At 70.8% G+C, this 22089-nt stretch carries 18 protein-coding genes; 10 read left to right on the forward strand and 8 right to left on the reverse strand.

Annotation, left to right across the window (positions count from 1 at the left end; all coding sequences use genetic code 11):
• Positions 1-1355: 1355 nt before the first annotated feature.
• The 6 genes from AC6EUL_RS12310 (at position 1356) to AC6EUL_RS12335 (ending at position 8246) form a co-directional block, all read left to right on the forward strand.
• On the forward strand, positions 1356-2123 hold the full coding sequence (locus tag AC6EUL_RS12310) for a DNA-binding protein (RefSeq protein WP_499870342.1): 768 nt from the start codon (positions 1356-1358) through the stop codon (positions 2121-2123).
• A gap of 5 nt (positions 2124-2128) precedes the next feature.
• A complete protein-coding gene (locus AC6EUL_RS12315) occupies positions 2129-3631 on the forward strand; it encodes a M48 family metalloprotease (RefSeq protein WP_082559146.1) in 1503 nt (500 codons plus the stop codon).
• Between the two features lie 511 nt (positions 3632-4142).
• A complete protein-coding gene (locus AC6EUL_RS12320; RefSeq protein ID WP_499870344.1) occupies positions 4143-5414 on the forward strand; it encodes a sensor histidine kinase in 1272 nt (423 codons plus the stop codon).
• 15 nt (positions 5415-5429) lie between these two features.
• Positions 5430-5807: a response regulator gene (locus AC6EUL_RS12325; protein WP_056211718.1), complete on the forward strand. Its 378-nt coding sequence runs from the start codon at positions 5430-5432 to the stop codon at positions 5805-5807.
• 137 nt (positions 5808-5944) lie between these two features.
• Complete coding sequence (locus AC6EUL_RS12330) at positions 5945-6607, forward strand: DJ-1/PfpI family protein (RefSeq protein ID WP_499870410.1); 663 nt, start codon at positions 5945-5947, stop codon at positions 6605-6607.
• Between the two features lie 166 nt (positions 6608-6773).
• On the forward strand, positions 6774-8246 hold the full coding sequence (locus AC6EUL_RS12335) for an amino acid permease (protein ID WP_056381942.1): 1473 nt from the start codon (positions 6774-6776) through the stop codon (positions 8244-8246).
• Between the two features lie 45 nt (positions 8247-8291).
• On the opposite strand, the gene AC6EUL_RS12340 is transcribed toward AC6EUL_RS12335, so the two are convergent.
• From AC6EUL_RS12340 to AC6EUL_RS12350, 3 genes are all read right to left on the reverse strand, one after another.
• A complete protein-coding gene (locus AC6EUL_RS12340) occupies positions 8292-9191 on the reverse strand; it encodes an MBL fold metallo-hydrolase (RefSeq protein ID WP_056276078.1) in 900 nt (299 codons plus the stop codon).
• A gap of 231 nt (positions 9192-9422) precedes the next feature.
• Positions 9423-10652, reverse strand: coding sequence for a L,D-transpeptidase family protein (locus AC6EUL_RS12345; RefSeq protein WP_499870348.1), 1230 nt, complete (start codon positions 10650-10652; stop codon positions 9423-9425).
• A gap of 141 nt (positions 10653-10793) precedes the next feature.
• On the reverse strand, positions 10794-13340 hold the full coding sequence (locus tag AC6EUL_RS12350; protein WP_499870350.1) for an ABC transporter transmembrane domain-containing protein: 2547 nt from the start codon (positions 13338-13340) through the stop codon (positions 10794-10796).
• 313 nt (positions 13341-13653) lie between these two features.
• On the opposite strand from AC6EUL_RS12350, the gene AC6EUL_RS12355 reads away from it, so the two are divergent.
• The 4 genes from AC6EUL_RS12355 to AC6EUL_RS12370 all read left to right on the forward strand — a co-directional run bounded on the left by AC6EUL_RS12355 (position 13654) and on the right by AC6EUL_RS12370 (position 16499).
• On the forward strand, positions 13654-14511 hold the full coding sequence (locus AC6EUL_RS12355; RefSeq protein ID WP_056381939.1) for a class II glutamine amidotransferase: 858 nt from the start codon (positions 13654-13656) through the stop codon (positions 14509-14511).
• A 150-nt stretch (positions 14512-14661) separates the two neighbouring features.
• Positions 14662-15402 carry a sigma-70 family RNA polymerase sigma factor gene (locus AC6EUL_RS12360; RefSeq protein WP_056211709.1) on the forward strand — a complete coding sequence of 247 codons (741 nt, stop codon included), beginning with the start codon at positions 14662-14664 and terminating at the stop codon, positions 15400-15402.
• A 204-nt stretch (positions 15403-15606) separates the two neighbouring features.
• Positions 15607-16017, forward strand: a complete 411-nt coding sequence (locus AC6EUL_RS12365; protein WP_056276085.1) for a DUF1236 domain-containing protein — start codon at positions 15607-15609, stop codon at positions 16015-16017.
• 215 nt (positions 16018-16232) lie between these two features.
• Positions 16233-16499, forward strand: coding sequence for a hypothetical protein (locus AC6EUL_RS12370; protein ID WP_200917582.1), 267 nt, complete (start codon positions 16233-16235; stop codon positions 16497-16499).
• A gap of 4 nt (positions 16500-16503) precedes the next feature.
• Here the strand turns inward: AC6EUL_RS12370 and mscL are convergent, their stop codons facing one another.
• From mscL to AC6EUL_RS12395, 5 genes are all read right to left on the reverse strand, one after another.
• Complete coding sequence (mscL, locus tag AC6EUL_RS12375; RefSeq protein WP_056276087.1) at positions 16504-16932, reverse strand: large conductance mechanosensitive channel protein MscL; 429 nt, start codon at positions 16930-16932, stop codon at positions 16504-16506.
• Between the two features lie 91 nt (positions 16933-17023).
• A complete protein-coding gene (locus AC6EUL_RS12380) occupies positions 17024-17896 on the reverse strand; it encodes a CDP-alcohol phosphatidyltransferase family protein (RefSeq protein ID WP_056211702.1) in 873 nt (290 codons plus the stop codon).
• A gap of 9 nt (positions 17897-17905) precedes the next feature.
• Positions 17906-18616 (reverse strand): phosphatidylserine decarboxylase, encoded by a 711-nt coding sequence (locus tag AC6EUL_RS12385; RefSeq protein ID WP_056211700.1) that lies wholly within the window; start codon positions 18614-18616, stop codon positions 17906-17908.
• 216 nt (positions 18617-18832) lie between these two features.
• A complete protein-coding gene (locus tag AC6EUL_RS12390; protein ID WP_499870355.1) occupies positions 18833-20047 on the reverse strand; it encodes an MFS transporter in 1215 nt (404 codons plus the stop codon).
• A gap of 237 nt (positions 20048-20284) precedes the next feature.
• Positions 20285-21955, reverse strand: coding sequence for a methyl-accepting chemotaxis protein (locus tag AC6EUL_RS12395; protein ID WP_499870357.1), 1671 nt, complete (start codon positions 21953-21955; stop codon positions 20285-20287).
• Positions 21956-22089: the final 134 nt, after the last annotated feature.

Genomic DNA, 22089 nt, shown 5'->3' on the forward strand with positions numbered 1-22089 from the left:
CATCGCGACCGGGCCCGGGCGGCCGGCGTGGTCGAGCCCTGGGGCAGACGGCATCCGGGTGCCGGACGGCGAGATCGCGCCCGCCCATCAACAACCGTCAGATCAAGAAGCGGTCATGCCCAATTTCACGCCTCGAACGGTCAGAGACCTTGACCAATCCTGAAAGAATATGGGGCAAGCCTATATTTCTCGCATCTGAAGGATTTATCGGGCTCCTCGTGATGCAAAACGTATCAGGCAGACCTATACTCTTGTCCCACGGCGCTGCGAAGGCAGCGCATGAAGGGACCTCACGCGTCATGACTATGGGACATCATCAACAGACGGCCACGATTCTGCCTTTTCGCAATCCGCGGGCCTCGGCGGCACAGGGATCACCCGCGATCGGCAAGACGGACGGCGAGGCGAAGGGGCAGCGCCCATCCCAAGCGGCCTACCACGACAGCGGATATCATCAGGCGGCCATCGAGGAAGCCTCGCGGACCCGCAAGCCCTAGGACGGGCCTTCCGGACCAAGCCTCCATTCGGACACCGGCCCGCCAGCGCGCGCCGATTCGATCCGCATCTGCCGGCACCGAGCCCAGGCACGCGGGCGTGTACGGGTCGCCCCCTGCCCTTGCGGGGGCATGCCGGGCGCAGCGGCCCAAGCCTCCAAGCCCGAGCCTACAAAATTCTGAAGCGAGATCGATGCAATCGCGCGCCGGACACGGCGCGTACGTGGTGGCGTCCCCGGCAGGTCTCGAACCTGCGACCCCAGGTTTCATCCCACTTCGGCTTCCGCCGCCGCGCGCCCGGAGGCGCCCGTTCGTGGTCTGGACTATCCCTTCACCGTAGGCTTCGTCGCCGAACCCCTTAGGTGCCGCCCGTCTAGTCTCTACACCGTCCCGAAGCCCGCGGATGCGGGTGCCGGGCTTGGCTCGGGATTGGCTGCGTGCGCCGGAAGCACACGGTGAGCGTTCCCCGAATTTGAGCGGATCCGCCGCGCGGTTTCCCCTCGCGACGCCCAATTAAGATCTAGGAAACCTGTGCTCTGTCCAGCTGAGCTACGGAGACTCACCGGGGGTGTTCCTAGCATCATCGTCCGGACCCGCCAACCGGGGACGCACGTCTCTGCCGGCCGGTCCGCGAGGTCCAGCCCCGCCGGCCTCCCCTCCCCTTGGGCGGTCGTCTCGCCTGTGGCCATCTTGCCGCAATGCGGCATGAACCGCCCGGCGCGCCGGCCCCCTTCCTTGTCTCCACCCCGTACGGGGCGACAATGGCGGGGGATTCGCACCATCGCCCGGGAGTCGGTTTTCGTGACGATCGCACAGCGACGATCGCCCCGCCTACGGGGAGGACGGCGTCTCGGTCTGGCCGTGGGCGCCGCTCTCGCGCTGCCGAACCCGGCCGGCGCTGGCGCGCCCGAGTGCCGTGAGGCGCCGGCGCGGGCGGAGCGTCTCGCCGGCCTCGGCGTGCGGGGCGAGCTGATCCTCGCGTCCGGCCAACGGGCCGTGCTGGACGGCGTGCGCTGGCCGGACAGGCCGGACCTGGCGTCGGAGGCCGGCGCCTGGCTGCTCGCCCGGAACGGACGCCCCCTGACGCTGGTCGCCCGGGGCGAGAGCGATCGATGGGGCCGGTCCCACGTCGACGCGACGGTGGCCGAGAGCGACGCCGAGGCGGCGACGCCCGATCTCGCGGCCGGGCTGGTAGCCCTCGGCCTCGTCGCGGTCGATGCGGGCGAGCGGGACACCCTGTGCCGGCCGGCTCTCCTGGCGGTCGAGGCCGGGGCGCGGCGGCGCGGCCGCGGCCTCTGGGGCCAAGCCGGCCCGGACGTCCGGGACGGCCCGGCCCTGCGCGCCAGACTGGGTCACTTCGTCGTGATGCAGGGCGCGGTGCGGTGGGTCGGCGAGCGCCCGCGCCGCACCTATCTCGACTTCGCAGGCCGGGGCGAGGATGGGCTGACCGTGACCGTGTCGAAACGCACTTGGCGCGTCTTGCAGGAACGTGGTTTGAGTGCGGCCTCCCTGCGCGGGCGAGAGGTCCGGGTCCGGGGGGTGGTCGAGGCGTGGCGCGGCCCGACCCTCGACATCGCGAGTGCCGACATGATCGAAGTTCTGGACGGGGAGCAGGCGCAGCGGCGCTGAACGGCATGGGTTCGATCCTTCGCCTCACGATGGCCGCTCCTTCGCCGGCGGGCCGGCTCCGGCCCGGCCGGCAGGCCGCCGCCTGGCCGCTCCTCGGGCTGCTGCTCTCGGGCTGCATCGGCGACCAGACCGGTGCCGTCGTGCAGAAGGCGGCGCTGGCCGTGCCCCGCGAGGCGCCGCGCACGACGGGGCGCGAGCGCACCGCCTCGGACGCCGACCACGCCAAGCTCGTGGCCTCCTTCGGCGGCGAGTACCGGTCCCCGGCGACGTTGCGTCTCGTCAGCGACGTGACCGACCGCCTCGTCAAGGCGACCGAGCGGCCGGAGGAGACCTACGCGGTCACCCTGCTCGACTCGCCCGTCATCAACGCCTTCGCGCTGCCGAGCGGCCGGCTCTACGTCACCCGGGGCCTGCTGGCACTGGCGAGCGACACCTCCGAGGTGGCCGCCGTCCTCGCCCACGAGATCGCCCACGTCACCTTGCGCCACGCCACGGCGCGCACCGAGCTGGCGCTGCGCTCGCAGCTGGTCAGCAAGGTCGTGGCCGACGTACTCAACGATCCCGTGACGGGCGCCCAGCTCCAGAGCCAGTCGAAATTCGCCCTCGCCCGGTTCTCGCGCGACCAGGAACTCGAGGCCGACAGCGTCGGGGTGCGCACCCTGGCGCGCGCCGGCTACGATCCGTTCGGCGCCGGCCGGTTCCTCACGGCCCTGAGCCGGACCACGGCCCTGAAGACCGGCACCGGCATGGCCGGCGAACCCGATATGCTGGCGACCCATCCGGGCACCACCGAGCGCATCACGCTGGTGACCCGCGCCGCCCGCCTCATCGGTGCCCCCGGCCTCGGGGTCGACGAGCGCGCCCGCTACCTCGCGGCCATCGACGGCATCGCCTACGGCGACAATCCGGGCGACGGCGTCGTGCGCGGGCGCAAGTTCCTCCATCCCGCCCTCGGCATCGCCTTCGAGGTGCCGGAAGGCTTCTCCATCGAGAACACCCGCAATGCGGTCCTGGGCACCACCGGAGAGGGCAGCCGGCGCCTGCTCTTCGATCAGGTCGAGAGCAATCCGGGCCAGGGCCTCGACGAGGTGCTGAAGGCGACCTGGAACGATGTCGTCGAGCCGGGCTCCCTGGAGAACCGGATGGTCGCCGGCTACCCGGCGGCCACGGCCCTGTCCCGCGGCAAGGATTGGACCTTCCGCCTCGCCGTGATCCGGGTCGGCGAGACCACCTTCCGGATGATCATGGCGGCCAAGGGCAGCACCGATCCGGACGGCGCCTTCCGGCGCTGGACCGAGAGCCTGTCCGCGATCGATCCGGCCGAGGCCCGGACCCTGCGGCCCCTGCGCCTCGTGGTGGTGACGGCCGGCGCCGGCGAGACCGTCGAGGCCCTGGCGCAGCGCATGGTGGTCCCGGATAAACCGGTGGAGCGCTTCCTCGTGCTGAACGGCCTGGAGCGCGGCGCCCCCCTCCGGGCGGGCCAGACCTACAAGGTCGTGGTGGAATAGACGCGCCCGGCGAGAAGCGCTCGGCAAGACGCGATCAACAAGTCGGGAGCGGCGAGTCGGGATCGGACTTCGGCGCCGGTCGGTGCCCGGCCGTGCGGGACAGGCTTCCCCGCTCCGGTTTCGCCCGCCGTCGAGGCCTCGGCGATCGCGGCGGATCGATCGGCTGCGAGTTCCCTTCCGTGCCACTCTCGGGAATCTCGCCCCGCCGCGGACCACCGGCTCCTCCGCCTCGACCCATGCACCGAGCGGCTGACACCGCACATGGCTCACCCTCCATGCGGGGAAGCGCACGTGCGCCGAGACCGCGGGCCAAAACCGCGCGGCGCCGCCGTCCCCGTGCAGAGCCATAATAAATCAGCGCACGCCCCAGTTGTGACCCTTAATAGCTCATAGTCAACACGTGCTTTTGTCTGGGACGTCAGGCGTTGTTCAGGCTATAATCGGACGCAGATCATGCCCGCTGCGCCTGCCCGGTCGGAAGCGGATGAACCCGGAGCCTCCGAGACCTGACATGCTCGCGATCCTGAGCGGCTTCCTCGACCGCACCAGCCTGGCACCACACGGGATCTGCCTGCTGTGGCGGCCGGAGCTGATCTGGACGCATGTCGTCTCGGACGCGATCATCGCCTTCGCCTACTTCACCATCCCGGTGGCCCTCGGGGTCTTCGTGACCCGGCGGCGCGACATCGCCTTCGGATGGATGTTCTGGGCCTTCGCCCTTTTCATCCTCGCCTGCGGCACCACCCATCTCTTCGGAATCTGGACCCTGTGGGTGCCGGACTACGCGGCCGAGGCCGTGATCAAGGCGATCACCGCCGCCGCCTCGATCGTGACGGCGATCCTGCTCTGGGTCCTGCTGCCGCGGGCCCTCGCCCTGCCCTCGCCCGACCAGCTGCGCAGGGCGAATGCCGAGCTGCTGACGCGGATCGGCGAGCGCGACGCGGCGCTGGCCGCCCTGCACGAGGCCCATGCCGAGCGCGACCGGGCCGAGGAGATGCTGCGCCAGAGCCAGAAGCTGGAGGCCATCGGCGCCCTCACGGGGGGCGTCGCCCACGACTTCAACAACCTGCTCGGCGTCGTCATCAGCAACCTCGACCGGATCGAGCGCTTCCTGCCTCCGGAGAGCGGGGCGCGCCGCTCCCTGAACGGCGCGCTCACGGGGGCCGAGCGCGCCGCGGCCCTGGTGCAGAAGATGCTCGCCTTCGCCCGGCGCCAGCCCCTCCAGCCGGTGCGGGTCGACCCGAACCGGCTGATCCGCGACCTGTCGGAACTCCTGCGCGGGGCCCTCGACACGGTGGAGCGCCCGGAGATGACCCTCGCGCCGCAGGTCTGGCCCGTCTGCGTCGACGCCAACCAACTGGAGAACGCCCTGCTGAACCTCGCGGTGAATGCCCGCGACGCGACCGAAAAGGGCGGACGCACGGTCATCCGCACGCGCAACGTTCCCGCCGCGGAAGCCGAGCAGATCCCCGCCCTGCGCCCCGTCGATCACGTGGCCATCGCGGTCGCGGATAGCGGCCAGGGCATGAGCCCGGAGGTTCTCGCCCGTGCCTTCGAGCCGTTCTTCACCACCAAGGCGGTGGGCGAGGGCACCGGCCTCGGCCTGAGCCAGGTCTTCGGCTTTGCCAAGCAATCCGATGGGCACGTCGTGATTGAAAGTGCACCGGGCCGTGGCACGACGGTATGGATCTACTTGCCTCGCGATCCAACCGAGCTATCGTCCCCTCATCCGAGTGGAGAGGCGTCCCGGCTCGGCCGCACACCACGCCTGGGCTACGCCTGACGGAACGCCACGACGATGAGCGGCTCGGCCAAACCACGCATCCTCATGGTGGAGGACGAGTCTCTGCTACTGGAAGTCATCACGGCCGATCTCGAGGATGCCGGCTTCGCCGTCTTCCAGGCGGCGACCGCCGAGATCGCCCTGAACATCCTGAAGGCGGAAGCGTCCGTCGACATCCTGTTCACCGATATCCGGCTGCCCGGCCTGATGGACGGATGGCAGCTCGCCGAGGCCGCGCGGACCCTGCGTCCCGACCTGCCGGTCATCTACGCCACGGGGTTCTCGCAGACGCCGCCCCGCCTCATCGCGGGCAGCGTGTTCTTCACCAAGCCCTACCGCGCGGCGACGCTGATCAAGGCCATCGAATCCTTCGCGGTCGGGCCGAACGCGTGATCCAGCCCCCCGGCCCCACCCGCCGCGCCGTCGCGGTCGCGGGGCTCGCGGGCGCCGCGGCGCTGACCGCCGTCGGATCCTCCGCGGCCGGGGCGCCCGAGGCGGGGCCCGCGCGGACACGCGCGCTGCGCATCGCGATGCTGCTCTATCCGGGCATGACCGCCCTCGATCTCGTCGGGCCGCAGGCCCTCCTCGCCGGCATCGCCGGAGGCGGGCTGCACCTCGTGGCGCGCGCGGCCGGCCCTGTCTCATCGGATACCGGCCTGAGCCTCCTGGCCGGGGACAGCTTCGAGACCTGCCCGCGCGACCTCGACGTGCTGTTCGTGCCGGGGGGCGACGGCACGCCCGCGCAGATGCGCGATGCCGACACCCTGGCCTTCCTACGCGACCGGGCGGCGCGCGCCGGCTGGATCACCAGCGTCTGCACCGGCTCGCTGATCCTCGGGGCGGCCGGCCTCCTGCAGGGCTATCGCGCCACCTCGCACTGGTGCGTCCGCGACCGGGTGCTGCCGCGCCTCGGCGCCATTCCGGTGGATGAGCGCGTGGTCTTCGACCGCAACCGCGTCACGGCGGCGGGCGTCTCGGCGGGTCTGGACTTCGCCCTGGCGCTCTGCGCGCGGCTCGCCGGGCCGGAGGCGGCCCGCACGAGCCAGCTCGTGGCCGAATACGCCCCGGCGCCCCCCTTCGCGGCCGGAACGCCGGAAACGGCCGGCCCCGCCATCACCGCGCGGGCGCGGGCGATCCTCGGCCCACTCATCGACGGTGCGGACGCGGCGGCCGCGGCGATCACGCGCCCGTGACGGGAGCGCGGCCCGAAACCTGCCGGGGCCGCCAATCGCCGTTTGCCACTGCGTTGGGCAAACGCCAAGATCGCCCCTCACGAAGACCACACCCTTGCCATCCTCTTCCGGGCCCGCCCGCAATGCCGGGCGGGTCATCCGCTCCCAACCAGGATAGGACCACCCTATGGCGGCAGGCCTCGCGGGCGACCTCACGCGCACGAAATCGCTGGAACGGCTGAACAGCGACGCGGAGGGCGGCGAGCACAAGCTCGCCCGCACCCTCGGCCCCTGGAGCCTGATCGCCCTCGGCATCGGTGCGGTGATCGGCGCCGGCCTGTTCTCCCTGACCGGCATCGCGGCGGCCGAGCATGCGGGCCCCGCGGTGGTGATCTCCTTCGCCATCGCCTCGATCGCCTGCGCCTTCGCGGGCATGTGCTACAGCGAACTCGCCGGCATGATCCCGGTGGCGGGCTCGGCCTATACCTACGCCTACGCCACCATGGGCGAGTTCGTGGCCTGGATCATCGGCTGGGACCTCGTGCTCGAATACGCGGTCGGCGCGGCCACGGTCTCGGTGAGCTGGTCGAGCTACGTCACGCGCTTCCTGCGCGACACCCTCGGGATCAACCTGCCCCCGAGCGTCGTCCATTCCCCCTTCGAGACCTACGCCCTCGCCGACGGCACCACGGCCCACGGCCTCGTCAACCTGCCGGCGATCTTCATCATCGTGGCGGCCTCCGCCCTGCTGATGATCGGCATCCGGGAATCGGCCCGGGTCAACGCCGTGGTGGTGTTGATCAAGCTCGCCGTGGTGGCGGTCGTGATCGGGGTCGGGCTGTTCTACATCAAGGCGCAGAACTACGTGCCGTTCATCCCCGAGAACACCGGCACCTTCGGCGAGTACGGCTGGAGCGGCATCATGCGGGGCGCCGGCGTGGTGTTCTTCGCCTATGTGGGCTTCGACGCGGTCTCGACGGCCGCGCAGGAGGCCAAGAATCCCCAGCGCAACATGATGATCGGCATCCTGGGGTCGCTCGCCATCTGCACGGTGATCTACATCGCCTTCGCGGGGGTGCTCACCGGCCTCGTGCACTACGACCAGATGAAGGGCGACGCCGCCCCGGTGAACACCGCCATCGGCCAGACGCCGTTCCTGTGGCTGCGCAGCCTCGTGACGCTCGGCGTGATCGCGGGCTTCTCCACCGTCATCCTGGTGCTGCTGCTCGGCCAGAGCCGGGTGTTCTACTCCATGAGCCAGGACCGGCTGCTGCCGGGCTTCTTCTCCAAGATCCACCCGGCCTGGAAGACACCCTACCGCTCGAACCTGTTCTTCATGGTGTTCACCAGCGCGCTGGGCGGCTTCCTGCCGATCTCCCAGCTCGGCCACATGACGAGCATCGGCACGCTGCTGGCCTTCATCCTGGTCTGCATCGGCGTCATCATCCTGCGCCGGACCCAGCCGGATGCGCGCCGCGACTACCGCACGCCCCTGGTCCCCCTGGTGCCGATCCTGGGCATCCTCAGCTGCTTTGCCATGATGGTCTCGCTCGACGGGGAGACCTGGCTGCGCCTGCTGGTCTGGCTCGCCATCGGCCTCGTCATCTACTTCGCCTGGAGCCGGCGCCACAGCCGCGTCGGGCGGGAGGAAGCGGCCTGATCGAGCCGGCAGGTCCCGCCCCGTTCGGGCGAGGGACCCTGCGCCTCAGGCGGTGCGCGCCAGGGCCAGGGTGGGCGCGCTGCACACCGGCTCGCCCACGGCCACGGTCTGGCGCTCGCGGGCGATGAAGGCGGTGGGCATCGCCGCCTGCATGTCGGCCTCGACGCTGCGCAGCATCGCGTCGGTGTGGCAGGGATGCAGGTGGATGATGGCGAGGGCCTTCACGCCAGCGGCCTGCGCCAGTTCCACGCCCTTCTGCCAGGTCGAGTGGCCCCAGCCCCGGCAGACCGGATACTCGCCCTCGGTGAACATGCCGTCATAGACCACGAGGTCGGCGTCCCGCACGAAGTCCTTCAGGGCCGCGTCCGGCCACGGATCGCTGTGCTCGATGTCGCTGATCACGCAGAGCCGCCGGCCCGCATGCTCGAAGCGGTAGCCCACCGAGCCCTGCGGATGGTTGAGCAGGATCGTGTCGACGGTGGCGCCGTCGGGGAAGGTCAGCCGCTCGCCGGCCTTGAAGCCGTGATGGGCGAGCCGGCAGGGAATGATGTCGAGGGTGACGGGAAACAGCGGCGGCGCGAACAGCCGGTCGAGGGCCGCGGCGGCGCTCTCCCCGTCGAGATTGCCGCAATAGGTGTTGAGGGTCCGCTCCGGGTCCAGCACCACGGGTTTGAAGAACGGCAGACCGGCGGTGTGGTCGAGGTGCAGGTGGCTGAAGAGGAGGTCGATCTCCTTGGGCATCGCATCGCGGTGATGGCGGCCGCAGGCATTCAGCCCCGAACCCGCATCGAGGAGGAACAGCCGCTCGCCGCACCGGATCTCGAGACAGGGCGTGCTGCCACCGAACTCGATGTAATCCGGGCCGCTGACGGGCGTCGAACCGCGTACACCCCAGAAGGTCAGGGTGAGGCCGTCATCCGCGAAGGGACGGGAGGAGAAGGTCATCGTTCGATTACCATATGCCCCGATCCCAATCTGGATCGGGTGCCCTTCGTCGCACCGGCGCGATCCAATCCTCGCGGGTCGGCGATAGGCGGGTGCCGGGATCGAAGTGGAACTGCTCTGAGGTAGTAAGCCGCCCCTCCCCCCGATGTGCGAGCCCGCACATGGCTGGGCGGCGAGGCATCTGGCCCGGAACTTCGCCGGCGAACTGTGTCGACCCGGCCACCGGCCCACTCACCGCTGCGCCAGGACGTCGAGGGTGCCCCGGGCCGGACCGGGCACCGGCAGGATGCCCGACAGGCCGAAGCGAACCAGGCGCGGCCAAGCGACAGGATAAGCCTCCGTCCCGAGGGCGGCCGTCGCCAGGGGCGCGAAGAGCGGCGCCATGCGCTCATAAGCCGGGACGAAGCCCGGCATCCGGGTTCGCGAGAGCGGCGAGTCCGGCGCGATCCAGCGCGACCACACCGCCTCGGCCACGGGGACCGGGCGTGGCCGGGCCGCGATGACCACCACCTCCTGGCCCGCATACGCGAGGGCTTCCGGCCGGCTCACGTCGCCGAGGGAGGCCCCCTTGGCGGCGAGCGCCGCCCAGAACGGATGCTGCGCCCCGTCGGAATAGGTGGTGCGCACGGCCGCGCTCCCCTCCTCCACCAAGGTGGCGATGCGCGCCTCCTCGGCCCCGCGATAGGCGACGACTTGGGCCTCCTTGGCCGGATCCTTCGCGGGGGCGAAGGCGTAGCGACCGCCGACCACGCTGACGGCCGGCTCCTCGCCAAGGGCGTCGAATCGATCGGCGCCCTCTTTGAGCTGGCGCCAGAAATCGATGTTCGGATCGGCCCGGTGCCGGGCCATGTTCGCGGCCGTCATCCGGAACGGGAAGGACTGGAACTGGAAGGCGGATTGACCGCCGGCGAAGGCCTCCCGGGCGATGGCGTAGATCTCGCCCACCACCTGGTCCGTCATGGCAAAGCAGCCCATCGACGAGCAGACCCCGTGCACCATCACGGCCGAACCGGTGGAGCCGTGGGCCCGGTCATAGGCATTGGGGTAGCCGACGTCGAAGGAGAGGTAGTAGCGCGAATTCGGGTTCATCTGGCGCTGCGGCACCGTGTAGAACCCCTCGGGGGTCTGGCGGTCGCCGCTCTTGCGCTTGGGGCCAAGCTGGCCCGACCAGCGGCAGATCGGGAAGGTCTTCACGTGGACGAAGCGGCCGCTGCCGGCCCGCTTCCAGACCTCGATCTCGGATTCCTTCTTGTAGGCCCGGAACAGCACCGGGGCCGCCGCCGTGGTGCCCCGCGCCTGCATGAGGGCCAGGGTGGCGGCCGGAATCGGCGCGAAGGCCTTGGACGGCTCGGCCGCGGCCGGCGACGCCGCCATCACGGCGCCGAGGGCCAGGATCGGCGTCGCGAGAGCGAGAAGGGCCGACGCCGCACGGCGGAGCGGGCCCCGGGACAGGAAGACCATGCGTGGTCCTGAAGAGCGACCCGTCCGCTGGCGGGCGGACGCCCGTGCACGATGCACGCCCTCCTGCCTATCGCATCCCAATGGGGCGGCAATAGGGGAAGCCCCCGGAAAGCCGGAGAAGTCCCGGGTTCTCACCCGCGATCAGGCAGCCAGCACCGTGTTGCGCTCGATGCGCAGCACCGCGTCGAAGGGCTCGACCCCGGCCAGGGCCTCGGCATCCGGCAGGCAGACGATGAGTCCGCGGCCGGCCCGGGCCGCCCGCAGGGCCGCCAGGCGGGCGCGGATCTCGTCGCCCTTCCGGTCCTCCAGGGCGATGGCGATGACGACGATGTCCGGCCGGCGCACGAGGCAGCGGGCGAGGTCGATGGCGATGCGCTCGCGCGGGCCGATAGCGTTCTCGCCGAGGCTGGCGCCGCCCCCGGCGAGGCCGGGCTCGACCCGGCTCTCGAGGCCGAGACGGTAGACGGCCGGTTCCAGGCCCTCGTCGGCGAGCACCCGGCGCACCAGGGCCCGCACCCGGGCCTCGGCGCCGGCCTCCTCGCCGTTGATGCGGCCGAACAGGATGTTCTCCTCCAGACTCGCGGCGGCGGTGAGCCGGGCCGGATCGTAGAACTCGACCGTTCCCCGCAGGTTGGCGGGCATCAGGCGTGCGAAGGAGCGGCGGGCCTCCACCAGCCGCTCCTCGAAGGCGGCGTCGATGAGGCCGAAGCGGTGCCGCGTCTCGCTGTAGCGCAGGGCGAGGCCGATCAGGCGCTTGCGGTCGCGCTGGCCGGCCGGGCCGCGGCGCCAGCCCTTGGCCTCGGGCTGGCGGCCGACGAGATCCTCGAAGAAGCCCCGCTCGGCGGCCGGGAACAGCGAGAACGTCTCGAACAGCGGATGATCGTCGGGCAGGTCGGCGAAGATCTCCACGAGGCTGCGGGCGACCTGGAGACCGATCTCCGTGAGAGGGCGACTGAGGCCCTCCGCCTCCAGGACGGCGCGGAGATACGGGTGCGCCGCGATGTGGTCGGAGGCGAAGGCCGGCCCCACCGCCTCGCCGAAGAGGATGTTCTCGCCCACCGTGGCCTGATGGTTGTAGCGGGCCGGATCGAAGGGCTCCACCAGGCGGCCGGCCTTGTCGGCGGCGAGCGTGTCGCGGACCGCGTGGCGGGCGGCCACCACGGCACGGGCGATCTCCGGCTCGGCCGCCGGATCGACCGTGCCCTCCAGGCCGCGTGCATACGCGAAGGCGTCGAGGCCGGTGATCCGCAGGGTGGCGATGAGGTCGTCGGGATCGGGGGTCCCGGAGGCGCCGTAGAGGATGTTCTGGCGCAGGGACCCTTCGATGAGAATGGCCTCGGCCCCCGCCAGGGCGATGCGCCGGGCCCGCTCCTCCGGCTCGAAGGCGCGCAGGTCGATGCCGCCGTAGGTGACCGCGCCGGCGGAGGGTTCGAGCTGCCCGGCCAGGATCGCGGCGAGCACCCGGCTGCCGCTGCCGCGCTCGCCCAGGATGGCGACGTGGCCGGGCATCGGCAGGGCGGCGTCCACGCCGGCCAGCCGCTCGCCGGTGGCGGGATCGTAGGCCCCGACCCCCTGCGCCACCAGGGCGCCCGCCTCCGGCAGGGCCGTCACCGTGCCGGGGCGGGCCGGGGCACGGCCCTCGAGGGCCGGCACGGCGACGGCGACGTCGCGGAACGGGCCGGCGAGGATGCGATGCAGGCTCGCCATCCGCAGGGTCACGGTGAGGGCGACCACCGCGAGGGCGAAACCACCGGCGGCGGCCAGCAGCGCCCCGGGCTCCACCGGCTCGGTGGTGCCGTCGTGGCCGCGCCACAGCGCCACCGCCACGACGATCGCGGGCAGCAGGATCGCCAGCGCCATGGAGGGCGCGCGGGCATAGGCCAGGGCGGATTCCGAGGCCGCGAGGGCGTCGCGGGTGCTGGCGCCCTTGGCCGCGAGGCGCTCGCGCTCGAAGGCGGCGGCCCCGTGCGCCCGCACCGCCGGCATGCGGCGGATCAGGTCGGCGAGAGCCCGCCCGGCGGCCCCGCCGGCCCGGAGGCGCAGGGCGGCCCGGTCCTGCATCCGCCGCTGGATCAGCGCCCGGGCGAGGCCGGCGGCCAGGAGCCCGGCGGCGACCGTGGCCACGAGGCGCGGCGCGGCGAGGCCGGCGAGGACCAGGGCGAGGACGGTGCCGCCGACCGCCAGCGCCGGGACCAGGATCGCCAGGCCGAACAGCGTGTCGAGGCGGGCGAGGAGGTCTCCCATGGCCTGGGCCAGGGCGCGGGCCTCGTCGCGGGCGCCGGGCGGCGCGCGCAGGATCGCCTCGGTGACCCGCCCCTGCAGGGCCGCCACCGTCCGGGTCTGGGCATGGAAGCACAGGCGCGCCACGGCCCAGCCGAGGCCGGCCGAGGCGAGGGCCGCCGCCGCGAGCCCCAGGAAGGCCGCGCGCACGAGTTCGTCGTGGGGCAGGATCCAGCCCGCGAAGGCCACGAAGGGTCCCTCGGCGGCGGGACGCCAGGGCAGGGCCGCGGCGATCCGCAGGAACGGTCCCGTGGGATCGGTGTCGTGCACCTGCACGCCGACGAGATCCCGCAGGCACAGGAGTGCCAGCAGCGCGAGGGGTCCGCCGAGACCGAGCGCCAGCCCGACCGCGGCGGCATGCTCCCGCCGCGCGGTCCGCCAGGTGAAGGCGATCGGATCGCGGTCCATCGGCACCCTGTCCACGACGCCCCGGAAAGGGGCCCGGGGAGCGGCTTAGAGGATCGTCCCCGGCGGCGAAAGCGCGGGGGCGCACCTCGGCGGGCCGGACCGCCCTTCTCCGCTGCCCTTCTCCGCCGCCGTTCCCGATCATCGCCCGGCGCCACGCCGGCGGCGCGGACCCAGCGCGCACTCCGGACGTTTCAGGCGGATTACCGGCTCCCGCGGGCGGGAAAATCCTCTAGAGTGGGTCGCTCGGCGCCCCCAGGGGTCCGCCGCCCCGCAACGTCCTCCCTCCGTCCCTCGCGAAGTCGCCCGAACCTCCATGTGCGAACTGCTCGGCATGAGCGCGAACGTGCCCACGGATATCCGCTTCTCCTTCGCCGCCCTGGCGCGGCGCGGGGGCGAGACCGGCCCGCATGCCGACGGCTGGGGCATCAGCTTCTACGAGGGACGCGGCGCCCGCGCCTTCCACGAGCCGGAACCGAGCGCGCAGTCGGAGCTCGCCCGGCTCTTGCGCCGGACGCCGATCAAGAGCCGCATCGTCATCGCCCACGTGCGCAAGGCCAATCGCGGCCGGGTCAACCTCGAGAACACCCATCCCTTCAGCCGCGAATTGTGGGGCCGACGCTGGACCTTCGCGCATAATGGCCAGCTCAAGGGCGTGAAGAAGTGGCCCCTGACCTGGTTCAAGCCGGTCGGTTCCACGGACAGCGAGCACGCCTTCTGCTGGATGCTCGACCAGCTCCAGCAGCGCTGGCCCGACCTGCCGAGCCCGGTCCGCATCGACCGGGCCGTGGCGGACCTGTGCGCGGCCCTGCACGGCCTCGGCGTCTTCAACATGCTGCTGTCGGACAGCCGCACCCTCTACGCCCATTGCGGCAAGCGCCTGTGCTACCTGACCCGCCGTGCCCCCTTCGGCACCGCGACCCTGGTGGACGAGGACTGGCGGGTCGATTTCGCGCAGGAGACCGGCGCGAAGGATGTCGTCACGGTGATCGCCACGAAGGCCCTCACCCGCGACGAGTGCTGGACCGACGTGGAGCGCGGCCACGTGCTCTCCCTGCGCGACGGCGTGGTGCGCACCCTCAAGCCGGCCAATGCCCCGGGAGGCTCGTCCAAGGGGGCCTCCGCCAAGGCGATCCCGCGCCCGGACCGGGTCCCGTCCCCCTGCGGCTGTTGATGCGGCGCGGCGCAGAACCGCCACGGTTGTCCGGCGGGATGCGTGGCCGGCCCAGATGCGCTACAACGCCCGACATCAGTTGACCACGCGGGTGCTTCTCGGACGCCTCGGGCCGACACGAAACCTGACCGCCCCAGATTACGACGAGCCATGACACGCGACGTGACCGACACCGCCCCCGACGCCCTGTCGGCCTCTGCCGATGGCCGGCCGAACCTGTCCTCGAACATCCGGACCCATCTGGGCGAGCACCTGCGCACGGTCTACGACCGCCTGCCCGCGGACGAACAGCCGACCCGCTTCGCCGAACTCATCGCGCAGCTGGAGGCCGCCCTCAAGGCGCGCGGCGAGGCGATCGAGCCCGAGTTCCGCAACGGCCTGCTGGCGGCCGTGCCGTCCCTGCGCGCCTTCGCCCTGTCGCTGACGAGCAACCCGGCCCGCTCCGACGACCTCGTGCAGGACACCCTGCTGAAGGGCTGGCAGCACCGCGCCCGCTTCCAGCCGGGCACCAACCTGAACGCCTGGCTGTTCACGATCCTGCGCAACATCTTCTACTCGGACCACCGCAAGCGCGTGCGCGAGGTCGAGGACCAGGACGGCTCCTACGCCGCCCGCCTCGCCACCGCCCCGCACCAGGGCGACCGCCTCGACGTCGAGGACCTGCAGACGGCTCTGGGCAAGCTGCCGCCGGACCAGCGCGAGGCACTGGTGCTCGTCGGCGCCGAGGGCGTCTCCTACGAGGAGGCCGCGGCCATCATGGGCTGCAAGGTCGGCACCGTGAAGAGCCGCGTCAGCCGGGCCCGCGGGCGCCTCGCCGAGCTCCTGGGCTACGACGAGGAGGACCTGAGCTCGGATCGGCTGATCCAGTCGGCCATGCCCAAGGAAGCCTGATCCCGCCCGGGGAAGCCCGATCCCGGCAGCCCGCGACCGCCGGCCCGTAAGGGGTCCGGCCGCGGCCGCCGGCGCGGCGGACAAGGCCCTCCGCTCCGTTCGGTCTCGGAACTTTCGACGCATCCCTTCCGGGAGTTGGACGTTACTGCCCTGAACCCGGCAGCGCTTCACAGCGTCGCGGGATCCTCGTTCAGGAGCTTCACGATGAACTTCAAGACCCTTCTCGCCGCTTCCGCGATCGCCCTCAGCCTGCCCATGGCCGCCCAGGCGCAGGGCCTGGTACGCGGCGCCGAGCGCGGCGCCCAAGAGGGTGCGGATGCGGCCGGCCCGGTCGGAGCGATCGTCGGCGGCGCGGTCGGTGCGGCGACCGGCACGGTCGGCGGCATCCTCGGCGTCGATGACCGTCCCCGCTTCCGTCAGTACGTCACCCGCGAGCGTCGCTCGTCCTACGACTACAACGGCGACGTCCGCGTCGGCGCCGTGCTGCCAAACTCGGGCGTGACCTATTACGATGTCCCCGCCGAGTACAACGCCCGCGGCGCCCGCTACACCATCGTCAACGAGCGTCCGGTGCTGGTCGACCGCAGCCACCGCATCGTCGAAGTGATCGACTAAGGATTTCCGCCGCGCCCTCGGCGCGGGGATTGATCGAGGCCTCCGGCGACGCCCTCGCCGGAGGCCTTTTTCTGTTCGGACCAGTTCATCTCCGCCCTCGCCCGGTGGCCTTCGGACGATGACCGGTGCAACACTTGACGATCTCGGCCGTTACTCTTCCCGGTACGCGTCGCGTGGGTACGAATTTGTCGATGGACGCGAGGGATACCCAGACAATGGCAGACGATTCCACGCTCGACCCGGCCCTTCCCGAGCCGGTCCGCGATCATCTCGGCCAACAGCTGCGGACGGTGTTCACCACCGGCGAGACCGTCCCGGACTATCTCGGCGATCCGGCCGCCCCGGAGGCTTTCGCCCCCCAGCTGAAGCGGCTTGAGGTACGGCTGAAGACCCACGAGGAGGGCACGGTCGCGGTCGAGCAGGCCCTCGAGGGCCTGCTCGGCGACCTCGGGGCGGCCCCGAAGCCCGACGAAGCCCCCTAGATCGTCAGACCCTCGACCTGGTCGCCAGGATGTCGCGGATCTCGGAGAGAAGCTTCACGTCGGCCGGCACTTCGGCCACGGCCTCGGGCTTGGCCTCCTCCTTGCTCACGAGGCGGTTCATCGCCCGGATCACGAGGAACAGCACGAAGGCCACGATGAGGAAGTTGAGCGCCACGGTGATGAACTGGCCGTAGCCGATCACCGCGCCCTGTTTCTTCGCGTCGACATAGGCCGCACCCTTCTGCACGCTCGATGACAGCGCGATGTAGTAGTTCGAGAAGTCGAGACCGCCGGTGATCGCGCCGATCATCGGCATGAACAGGTCCTGCACCGCCGAGGTCACGATGGCTCCGAAGGCGGCACCGATGATCACGCCGACGGCGAGGTCGACGACGTTGCCGCGCAACGCGAACTTCTTGAACTCCTCGAGCATCGACCCGCCCCCGCATGCTTCGTGCCCGGACGAAGCTTCCGGGCCGCGATCAACTTAGACGATGACAACCCGGGAGCGACAGCGCCCTGCGTCAGCTGTCCACGGCCCGATCGTGGGCCGGCCTCGCCCGTTCGGAGAGATCGTCGGCCGCAGCGAGCGCGGCGGAGCCCTGCCCCTCCGCCTTGGCGCGGCGGCGATACTGCGCCGCCCCGATCGGCAGGGTGATGAGGTAGCCGAGCGCCAGCGCCACCATCGCCTCGAACGGGAAGCTGATGAACAGGCCGAAGGCCGCCACCACCACGAGGAAGATCGGCAGCACCCAGTCCCGGGGCACGCGCTTGCCCATGGTCTTGCCCGAGAAGGTCGGCACGGTGGAGACCACCAGCAGGGCGATGCAGAGCATGTAGCCCAACACCACGGGGGCCGCCCAGTGCTCCATCGGCAGGCCGAGGAAGTTGAGGTAGAGCGGCAGCATCGCGGTGAGCGCCCCGGCGGGTGCCGGCATGCCGACGAAGAAGTCCTTCTTCCAGGCCGGGCGGTTGGGATCGTCCAGCATCGCGTTGAAGCGGGCGAGCCGCAGCGCCATGGCGATGGCGAAGATCAGCGCGACGATCCAGCCGACCGAGCGCAGCTCCTTCAGGGCGAACCCGTACAGGATCAGCGCCGGCGCACAGCCGAAATTGACGAAGTCCGCCAGGGAGTCGAGCTCCGCCCCGAAGCGCGAGGTGCCCTTGAGCATCCGGGCCACGCGTCCGTCGATGCCGTCGAGGAAGGCAGCGGCCACGATTGAGATCACCGCGGGCTCGAACTTGCCCTCGAAGGCCAAGCGGATCGCCGTCAGCCCGAGGCAGAGCGCCATCAGGGTGATCATGTTCGGTGCGATCATCCGGAACGGCACCGGCTTGAATCGGCGCGGCCGGGGCTCGTTGGCATCGGGGGCGAAGGGCGGGAACAGGTCGTCCATGGGAACCCCTCAGATGCGCCGGAACGTGCGCTCGGGCCCGCCGCCGAGATCAGCGAGCACGGTCTCGCCCGCCACGGCCTTCTGGCCGAGGCCGACGAGCACGCGAGTGCCGACCGGAAGGTAGACGTCGACGCGCGAGCCGAAGCGGATGAGGCCGAAGCGCTCGCCGACGTTCAGAGTGTCGTTGGCGTGGACCCAGCCGACGATGCGGCGCGCCACCAGCCCGGCGATCTGCACCACGCCGATGCGCAGGGGCGCGCCCTTGTGGGTCGTCTCCATGACGAGGCCGTTGCGCTCGTTGTCGTCGCTGGCCTTGTCGAGCTCGGCGTTGAGGAACAGGCCCGGCGTGTAGTGGATCTGCCCGATCCGACCCGTCACCGGCACGCGATTCACGTGGCAGTCGAACACGTTCATGAAGACCGAGATGCGCAGCATCGGCTCCTGCGGCAGGTCGAGCTCCGGCGGGGGCAGCACCGTCGAGATGAGGTTCACCCGCCCGTCCGCCGGCGAGACCACGAGGCCGTCGCCCACGGGAGTGATCCGCTCGGGGTCGCGGAAGAAGTAGCAGACCCATAGGGTCAGGATCAGGAAGATCCAGCCGAGGAACTGCGCGAAGTAAGCGCCGATCACCGTCAGCACGATGCCGATGACGATGAAGGGATAGCCCTCCTTGTGGATCGGCACGAGCGTCCGGCGAATCGTCTCGAGGAGATCGGTCATGGGTCTTTCGGACTGCTTTCGTCTGGTGGGCGCCCCCGGAAGGCTCCCTGGGCAGGGGCCCCCTCATAAGGCACGGAGCGGCGTCCGTCATACGGTTTCGGATCAGGGACGCGCGAGGCATCCCCTCGCGGTTTCGGATCAGGGACGCGCGAGGCATCCCATCGCGGTTTCGGATCAGGGACGCGCGAGGCCCCGCCGGCAAACCGGGGACGGGTGTCAGCCATCGGCCTGGACGAGGGGCGGCAGGCGCGCCAGCCGCAGGGCGATCGCCAGCGCGAGGCCGTAGAGGATCGCGAAGAACGCCACCACGCCGACCCAGCCCGCATGGGCGAAGAACCAGCCCCCGGCGGTGCCGAGCACCGAGGAGCCGAGATAATACAGGCACAGGTAGATCGACGAGGCCTGGGCCCGGTCGCGCAGGGCCCGGCGCCCAACCCAGCTGCTGGCCACGGAATGCGCGCCGAAGAAGCCCACAGTGACAAGGACGATGCCGAGGATGATCAGGCCGAGATGGGCGGAGAGCGTCAGGGTCACGCCCGCGAGGCCCAGGAGGATGGCGAGCCACAGCACCTTGCGCCGCCCGAGCCGGCTCGCGATCTCGCCGGTCAGCGCCGAGGAGACGGTCCCGAACAGGTAGACGACGAAGATCGCCCCGATGGCGCTCTGGCTGAGGGAGAAGGGCGGATCGAGCAGGCGAAAGCCGATGTAGTTGTAGATGCAGACGAAGCCGCCCATCAGCAGGAACGCTTCGGCGAACAACCAGGGCAGACCGGGATCGCGGAAGTGCTGACCGAAGGTGCCCGGCACCTCGCGCCAGCGCATCCGGTTCGCCCGGAAGCGCCGCGAATCCGGCAGCAGGTAGACGAAGGCGATGGCGGCGAGGAGCGCCAGCACGCCGATGGTGCCGAGGCCCCAGCGCCAGGAGGCATGGTCGGCGATGATGCCGGTGAGCAGGCGACCGACCATGCCGCCCGCCGCGTTCCCGCCGATGAGCAGCCCCATCGAGAGGCCGATGGCACGCCCGTGCATCTCCTCGCCGAGATAGGCCATCGCCACGGCCGGCAGGCCGGAGGCGGCGAGCCCCGTGAGCGCCCGCAGGGCGAGGAAGCCGTGCCAGCTCGGCACCAGGACCGCGACGATGGTGAGGAGCGCCGAGGCGAACAGCGAGGCCACCATGATGGGCTTGCGGCCCCAGACTTCCGAGAGGGGGCTGACCACCAGGAGCGCGATCGCCAGCATGGCGCAGGGCAGCGACAGGGCGAGGCTGCTCTCGGCCGGAGAGACCGCGAAGTCGTCGGCGAAGATGGGCAGCAGCGGCTGCACGCCGTAGAGCACCGCGAAGGTGGAGAACCCGGCGGCCCCCAGCGCGATAGCGGTGCGGCGGAAGGCCGGGGTTCCGGCCTCGATCAACCGCTCGCTCGCCTCGTCCATGAATGCTCCTGCGGAGTCGGTCCGGAAGCCGTGACACGCCGCAGCGGATGATCTCGCCCGGCCACCGGCCCCTCGCGAACGGGAGCCGAAGGCAGCGGAGCCCCGAGGGCCCGCGCTGCCGAGGCGGGTATATAGGCTGGGCCGACGATGGGGAAACCGCACCGGCGCCCGCCATGGCAGTCGGCGCCGGATGTCCCCGAGGCCGCCCGGTGCCCTCGGAGGCACTGGTCGGGCTGCTCAGGCTGCCCGGACGGTGGCGAGGAAGCGGGCGACCTCGGCGCCGAGATGCTCGGACTGGCGCGAGAGTTCGCTGGCGGAGGACAGCACCTGGGCGGCCGCGGCGCCGGTCTCCTCGGCGGCCCCCGCTACGCTCACGATGTTGGAGGTCACCAGTTCGGTGCCGACCGCCGCCTGCGAGACGTTGCGGACGATCTCCCGGGTGGCCGCCCCCTGCTCCTCCACCGCCACCGCGACGGTGGTCGACACGCCGCTGATCTCCCGGATGCGGTCGGTGATGCTGCCGATGGCCGAGACCGCCTGTCCGGTCGAGCCCTGGATCTGACCGATCTGGGTTCCGATCTCCTCGGTGGCCCGGGCGGTCTGGTTGGCGAGCTCCTTGACCTCCGCCGCCACCACCGCGAAGCCGCGGCCCGCCTCGCCCGCGCGGGCCGCCTCGATGGTGGCGTTGAGGGCCAGAAGGTTGGTCTGGCCCGCGATGGTCGAGATCATCGCCACCACGTCGCCGATCCTGGTCGCGGCCGTGCTGAGATCCTGCACCAGGGTGGCCGTCCGCTCCGCTTCGACCACGGCGCGTTGCGCGAGCTGGGCCGAGCCGTCGACCTGGCGTCCGATCTCCTGCACGGACGAGCCGAGCTCCTCCGTGGCCGCCGCCACGGTGTTGACGTTGGAGGCGGCCTCCTCCGCGGCGGCGGCCACGGTGGTGGATTGGCTGGCGGTCTCGGTCGCGGTGCCGGCCATGCTCTGGGCCGTGGCCTGAAGCTCCGTGGCGGCGCTGGTCACCCGGGTGATGATGCCGCTCACGGCCGTCTCGAAATGATCGGCCATCTGGTGCATCCCCAGCCGGCGCCGCTCCTCCGCCGCCAAGTCGCTCGTCTTCTGCTGCTGGCGGAGGGTCTCGGTCTCCAGGAGGTTGTCGCGGAAGACCGAAAGGGCCGAGGCCATCGCGCCGATCTCGTTGCGGCGGCCGGAATAGGGGATGTCCCGCGCCAGATCGCCCCCCGCGACCGCCTGCATCGCACCGGTGATCCGAGCGATCGGACGCGTCACGCCGAAGAGGACGAACACCGCGCCGCAAACGCCGATCAGGAGCGAGACGCCGCCCACCGCGACCGTGAGCCAGAAGGCGTTCGCGTAGTCGATCTTCGAGGCGGCCTCCGCCGCGGCGGCCCCATGGTCGTTGTAGGCGACATCGTCGTCGATGACCTTCATCAGTTCCATGTAAGCCGGCCGCGTCATCTCGAACGCGTCAACCATCGCGCTCTGGTCACCGGCCCTGAACGAGGCCAGAAACCCGCCGCGGACCTCGTCATACGCGGCGTAGCGCTTGGCGATGTCTTCGGCGATCACCCGTTCCTCAGGGGCGGCGATGTACGACTGATGAGCCTTCAGGGCGGTTTCGACCGCTTTCTCGCGCGCCGCGTTGAGCGTTTCGAGCGAAGCCGCCGAATCCTGCCCCATGACATAGCGCGCATCGACAAGGCGTAGATTCGTCAACGTGAACTTGATCTCGCCCAAGCTCCGCACGCTTGGCATCCATACCGTAGAGATTTGCGTGGAATTTGCCCGGATTTTCTCCAAGCTCTTCATCGCTATCCCGCCCTGAACCACCAGGGCGGCGATGACAGAACCGATGATCGAAATCAATATCCACTTCAGCTTGATCGACATTGCTTGATAAGAGCGCCTAAAATGCTGTCGTGTCTGCGGCGATCAGAACACAACAGGCCTGAAAGACGATCTAGACTGTAGATTGATCGATTAAAGATTTGATAATCCGGACCCCGGTCACGATCGAAATTCAT

The organism is Methylobacterium sp. 001424705, from assembly GCF_059816145.1.

Excerpts from the sequence above, each read along its gene's own strand:
- AC6EUL_RS12315 (WP_082559146.1), top strand. The coding sequence starts at position 2,129 with ATGGGTTCGATCCTTCGCCTCACGATGGCCGCTCCTTCGCCGGCGGGC.
- AC6EUL_RS12320 (WP_499870344.1), top strand. The coding sequence starts at position 4,143 with ATGCTCGCGATCCTGAGCGGCTTCCTCGACCGCACCAGCCTGGCACCA.
- AC6EUL_RS12325 (WP_056211718.1), top strand. The coding sequence starts at position 5,430 with ATGAGCGGCTCGGCCAAACCACGCATCCTCATGGTGGAGGACGAGTCT.
- AC6EUL_RS12330 (WP_499870410.1), top strand. The coding sequence starts at position 5,945 with ATGCTGCTCTATCCGGGCATGACCGCCCTCGATCTCGTCGGGCCGCAG.
- AC6EUL_RS12335 (WP_056381942.1), top strand. The coding sequence starts at position 6,774 with ATGGCGGCAGGCCTCGCGGGCGACCTCACGCGCACGAAATCGCTGGAA.
- AC6EUL_RS12340 (WP_056276078.1), bottom strand. The coding sequence starts at position 9,191 with ATGACCTTCTCCTCCCGTCCCTTCGCGGATGACGGCCTCACCCTGACC.
- AC6EUL_RS12345 (WP_499870348.1), bottom strand. The coding sequence starts at position 10,652 with ATGGTCTTCCTGTCCCGGGGCCCGCTCCGCCGTGCGGCGTCGGCCCTT.
- AC6EUL_RS12350 (WP_499870350.1), bottom strand. The coding sequence starts at position 13,340 with ATGGACCGCGATCCGATCGCCTTCACCTGGCGGACCGCGCGGCGGGAG.
- AC6EUL_RS12355 (WP_056381939.1), top strand. The coding sequence starts at position 13,654 with ATGTGCGAACTGCTCGGCATGAGCGCGAACGTGCCCACGGATATCCGC.
- AC6EUL_RS12360 (WP_056211709.1), top strand. The coding sequence starts at position 14,662 with ATGACACGCGACGTGACCGACACCGCCCCCGACGCCCTGTCGGCCTCT.
- AC6EUL_RS12365 (WP_056276085.1), top strand. The coding sequence starts at position 15,607 with ATGAACTTCAAGACCCTTCTCGCCGCTTCCGCGATCGCCCTCAGCCTG.
- AC6EUL_RS12370 (WP_200917582.1), top strand. The coding sequence starts at position 16,233 with ATGGCAGACGATTCCACGCTCGACCCGGCCCTTCCCGAGCCGGTCCGC.
- mscL (WP_056276087.1), bottom strand. The coding sequence starts at position 16,932 with ATGCTCGAGGAGTTCAAGAAGTTCGCGTTGCGCGGCAACGTCGTCGAC.
- AC6EUL_RS12380 (WP_056211702.1), bottom strand. The coding sequence starts at position 17,896 with ATGGACGACCTGTTCCCGCCCTTCGCCCCCGATGCCAACGAGCCCCGG.
- AC6EUL_RS12385 (WP_056211700.1), bottom strand. The coding sequence starts at position 18,616 with ATGACCGATCTCCTCGAGACGATTCGCCGGACGCTCGTGCCGATCCAC.
- AC6EUL_RS12390 (WP_499870355.1), bottom strand. The coding sequence starts at position 20,047 with ATGGACGAGGCGAGCGAGCGGTTGATCGAGGCCGGAACCCCGGCCTTC.
- AC6EUL_RS12395 (WP_499870357.1), bottom strand. The coding sequence starts at position 21,955 with ATGTCGATCAAGCTGAAGTGGATATTGATTTCGATCATCGGTTCTGTC.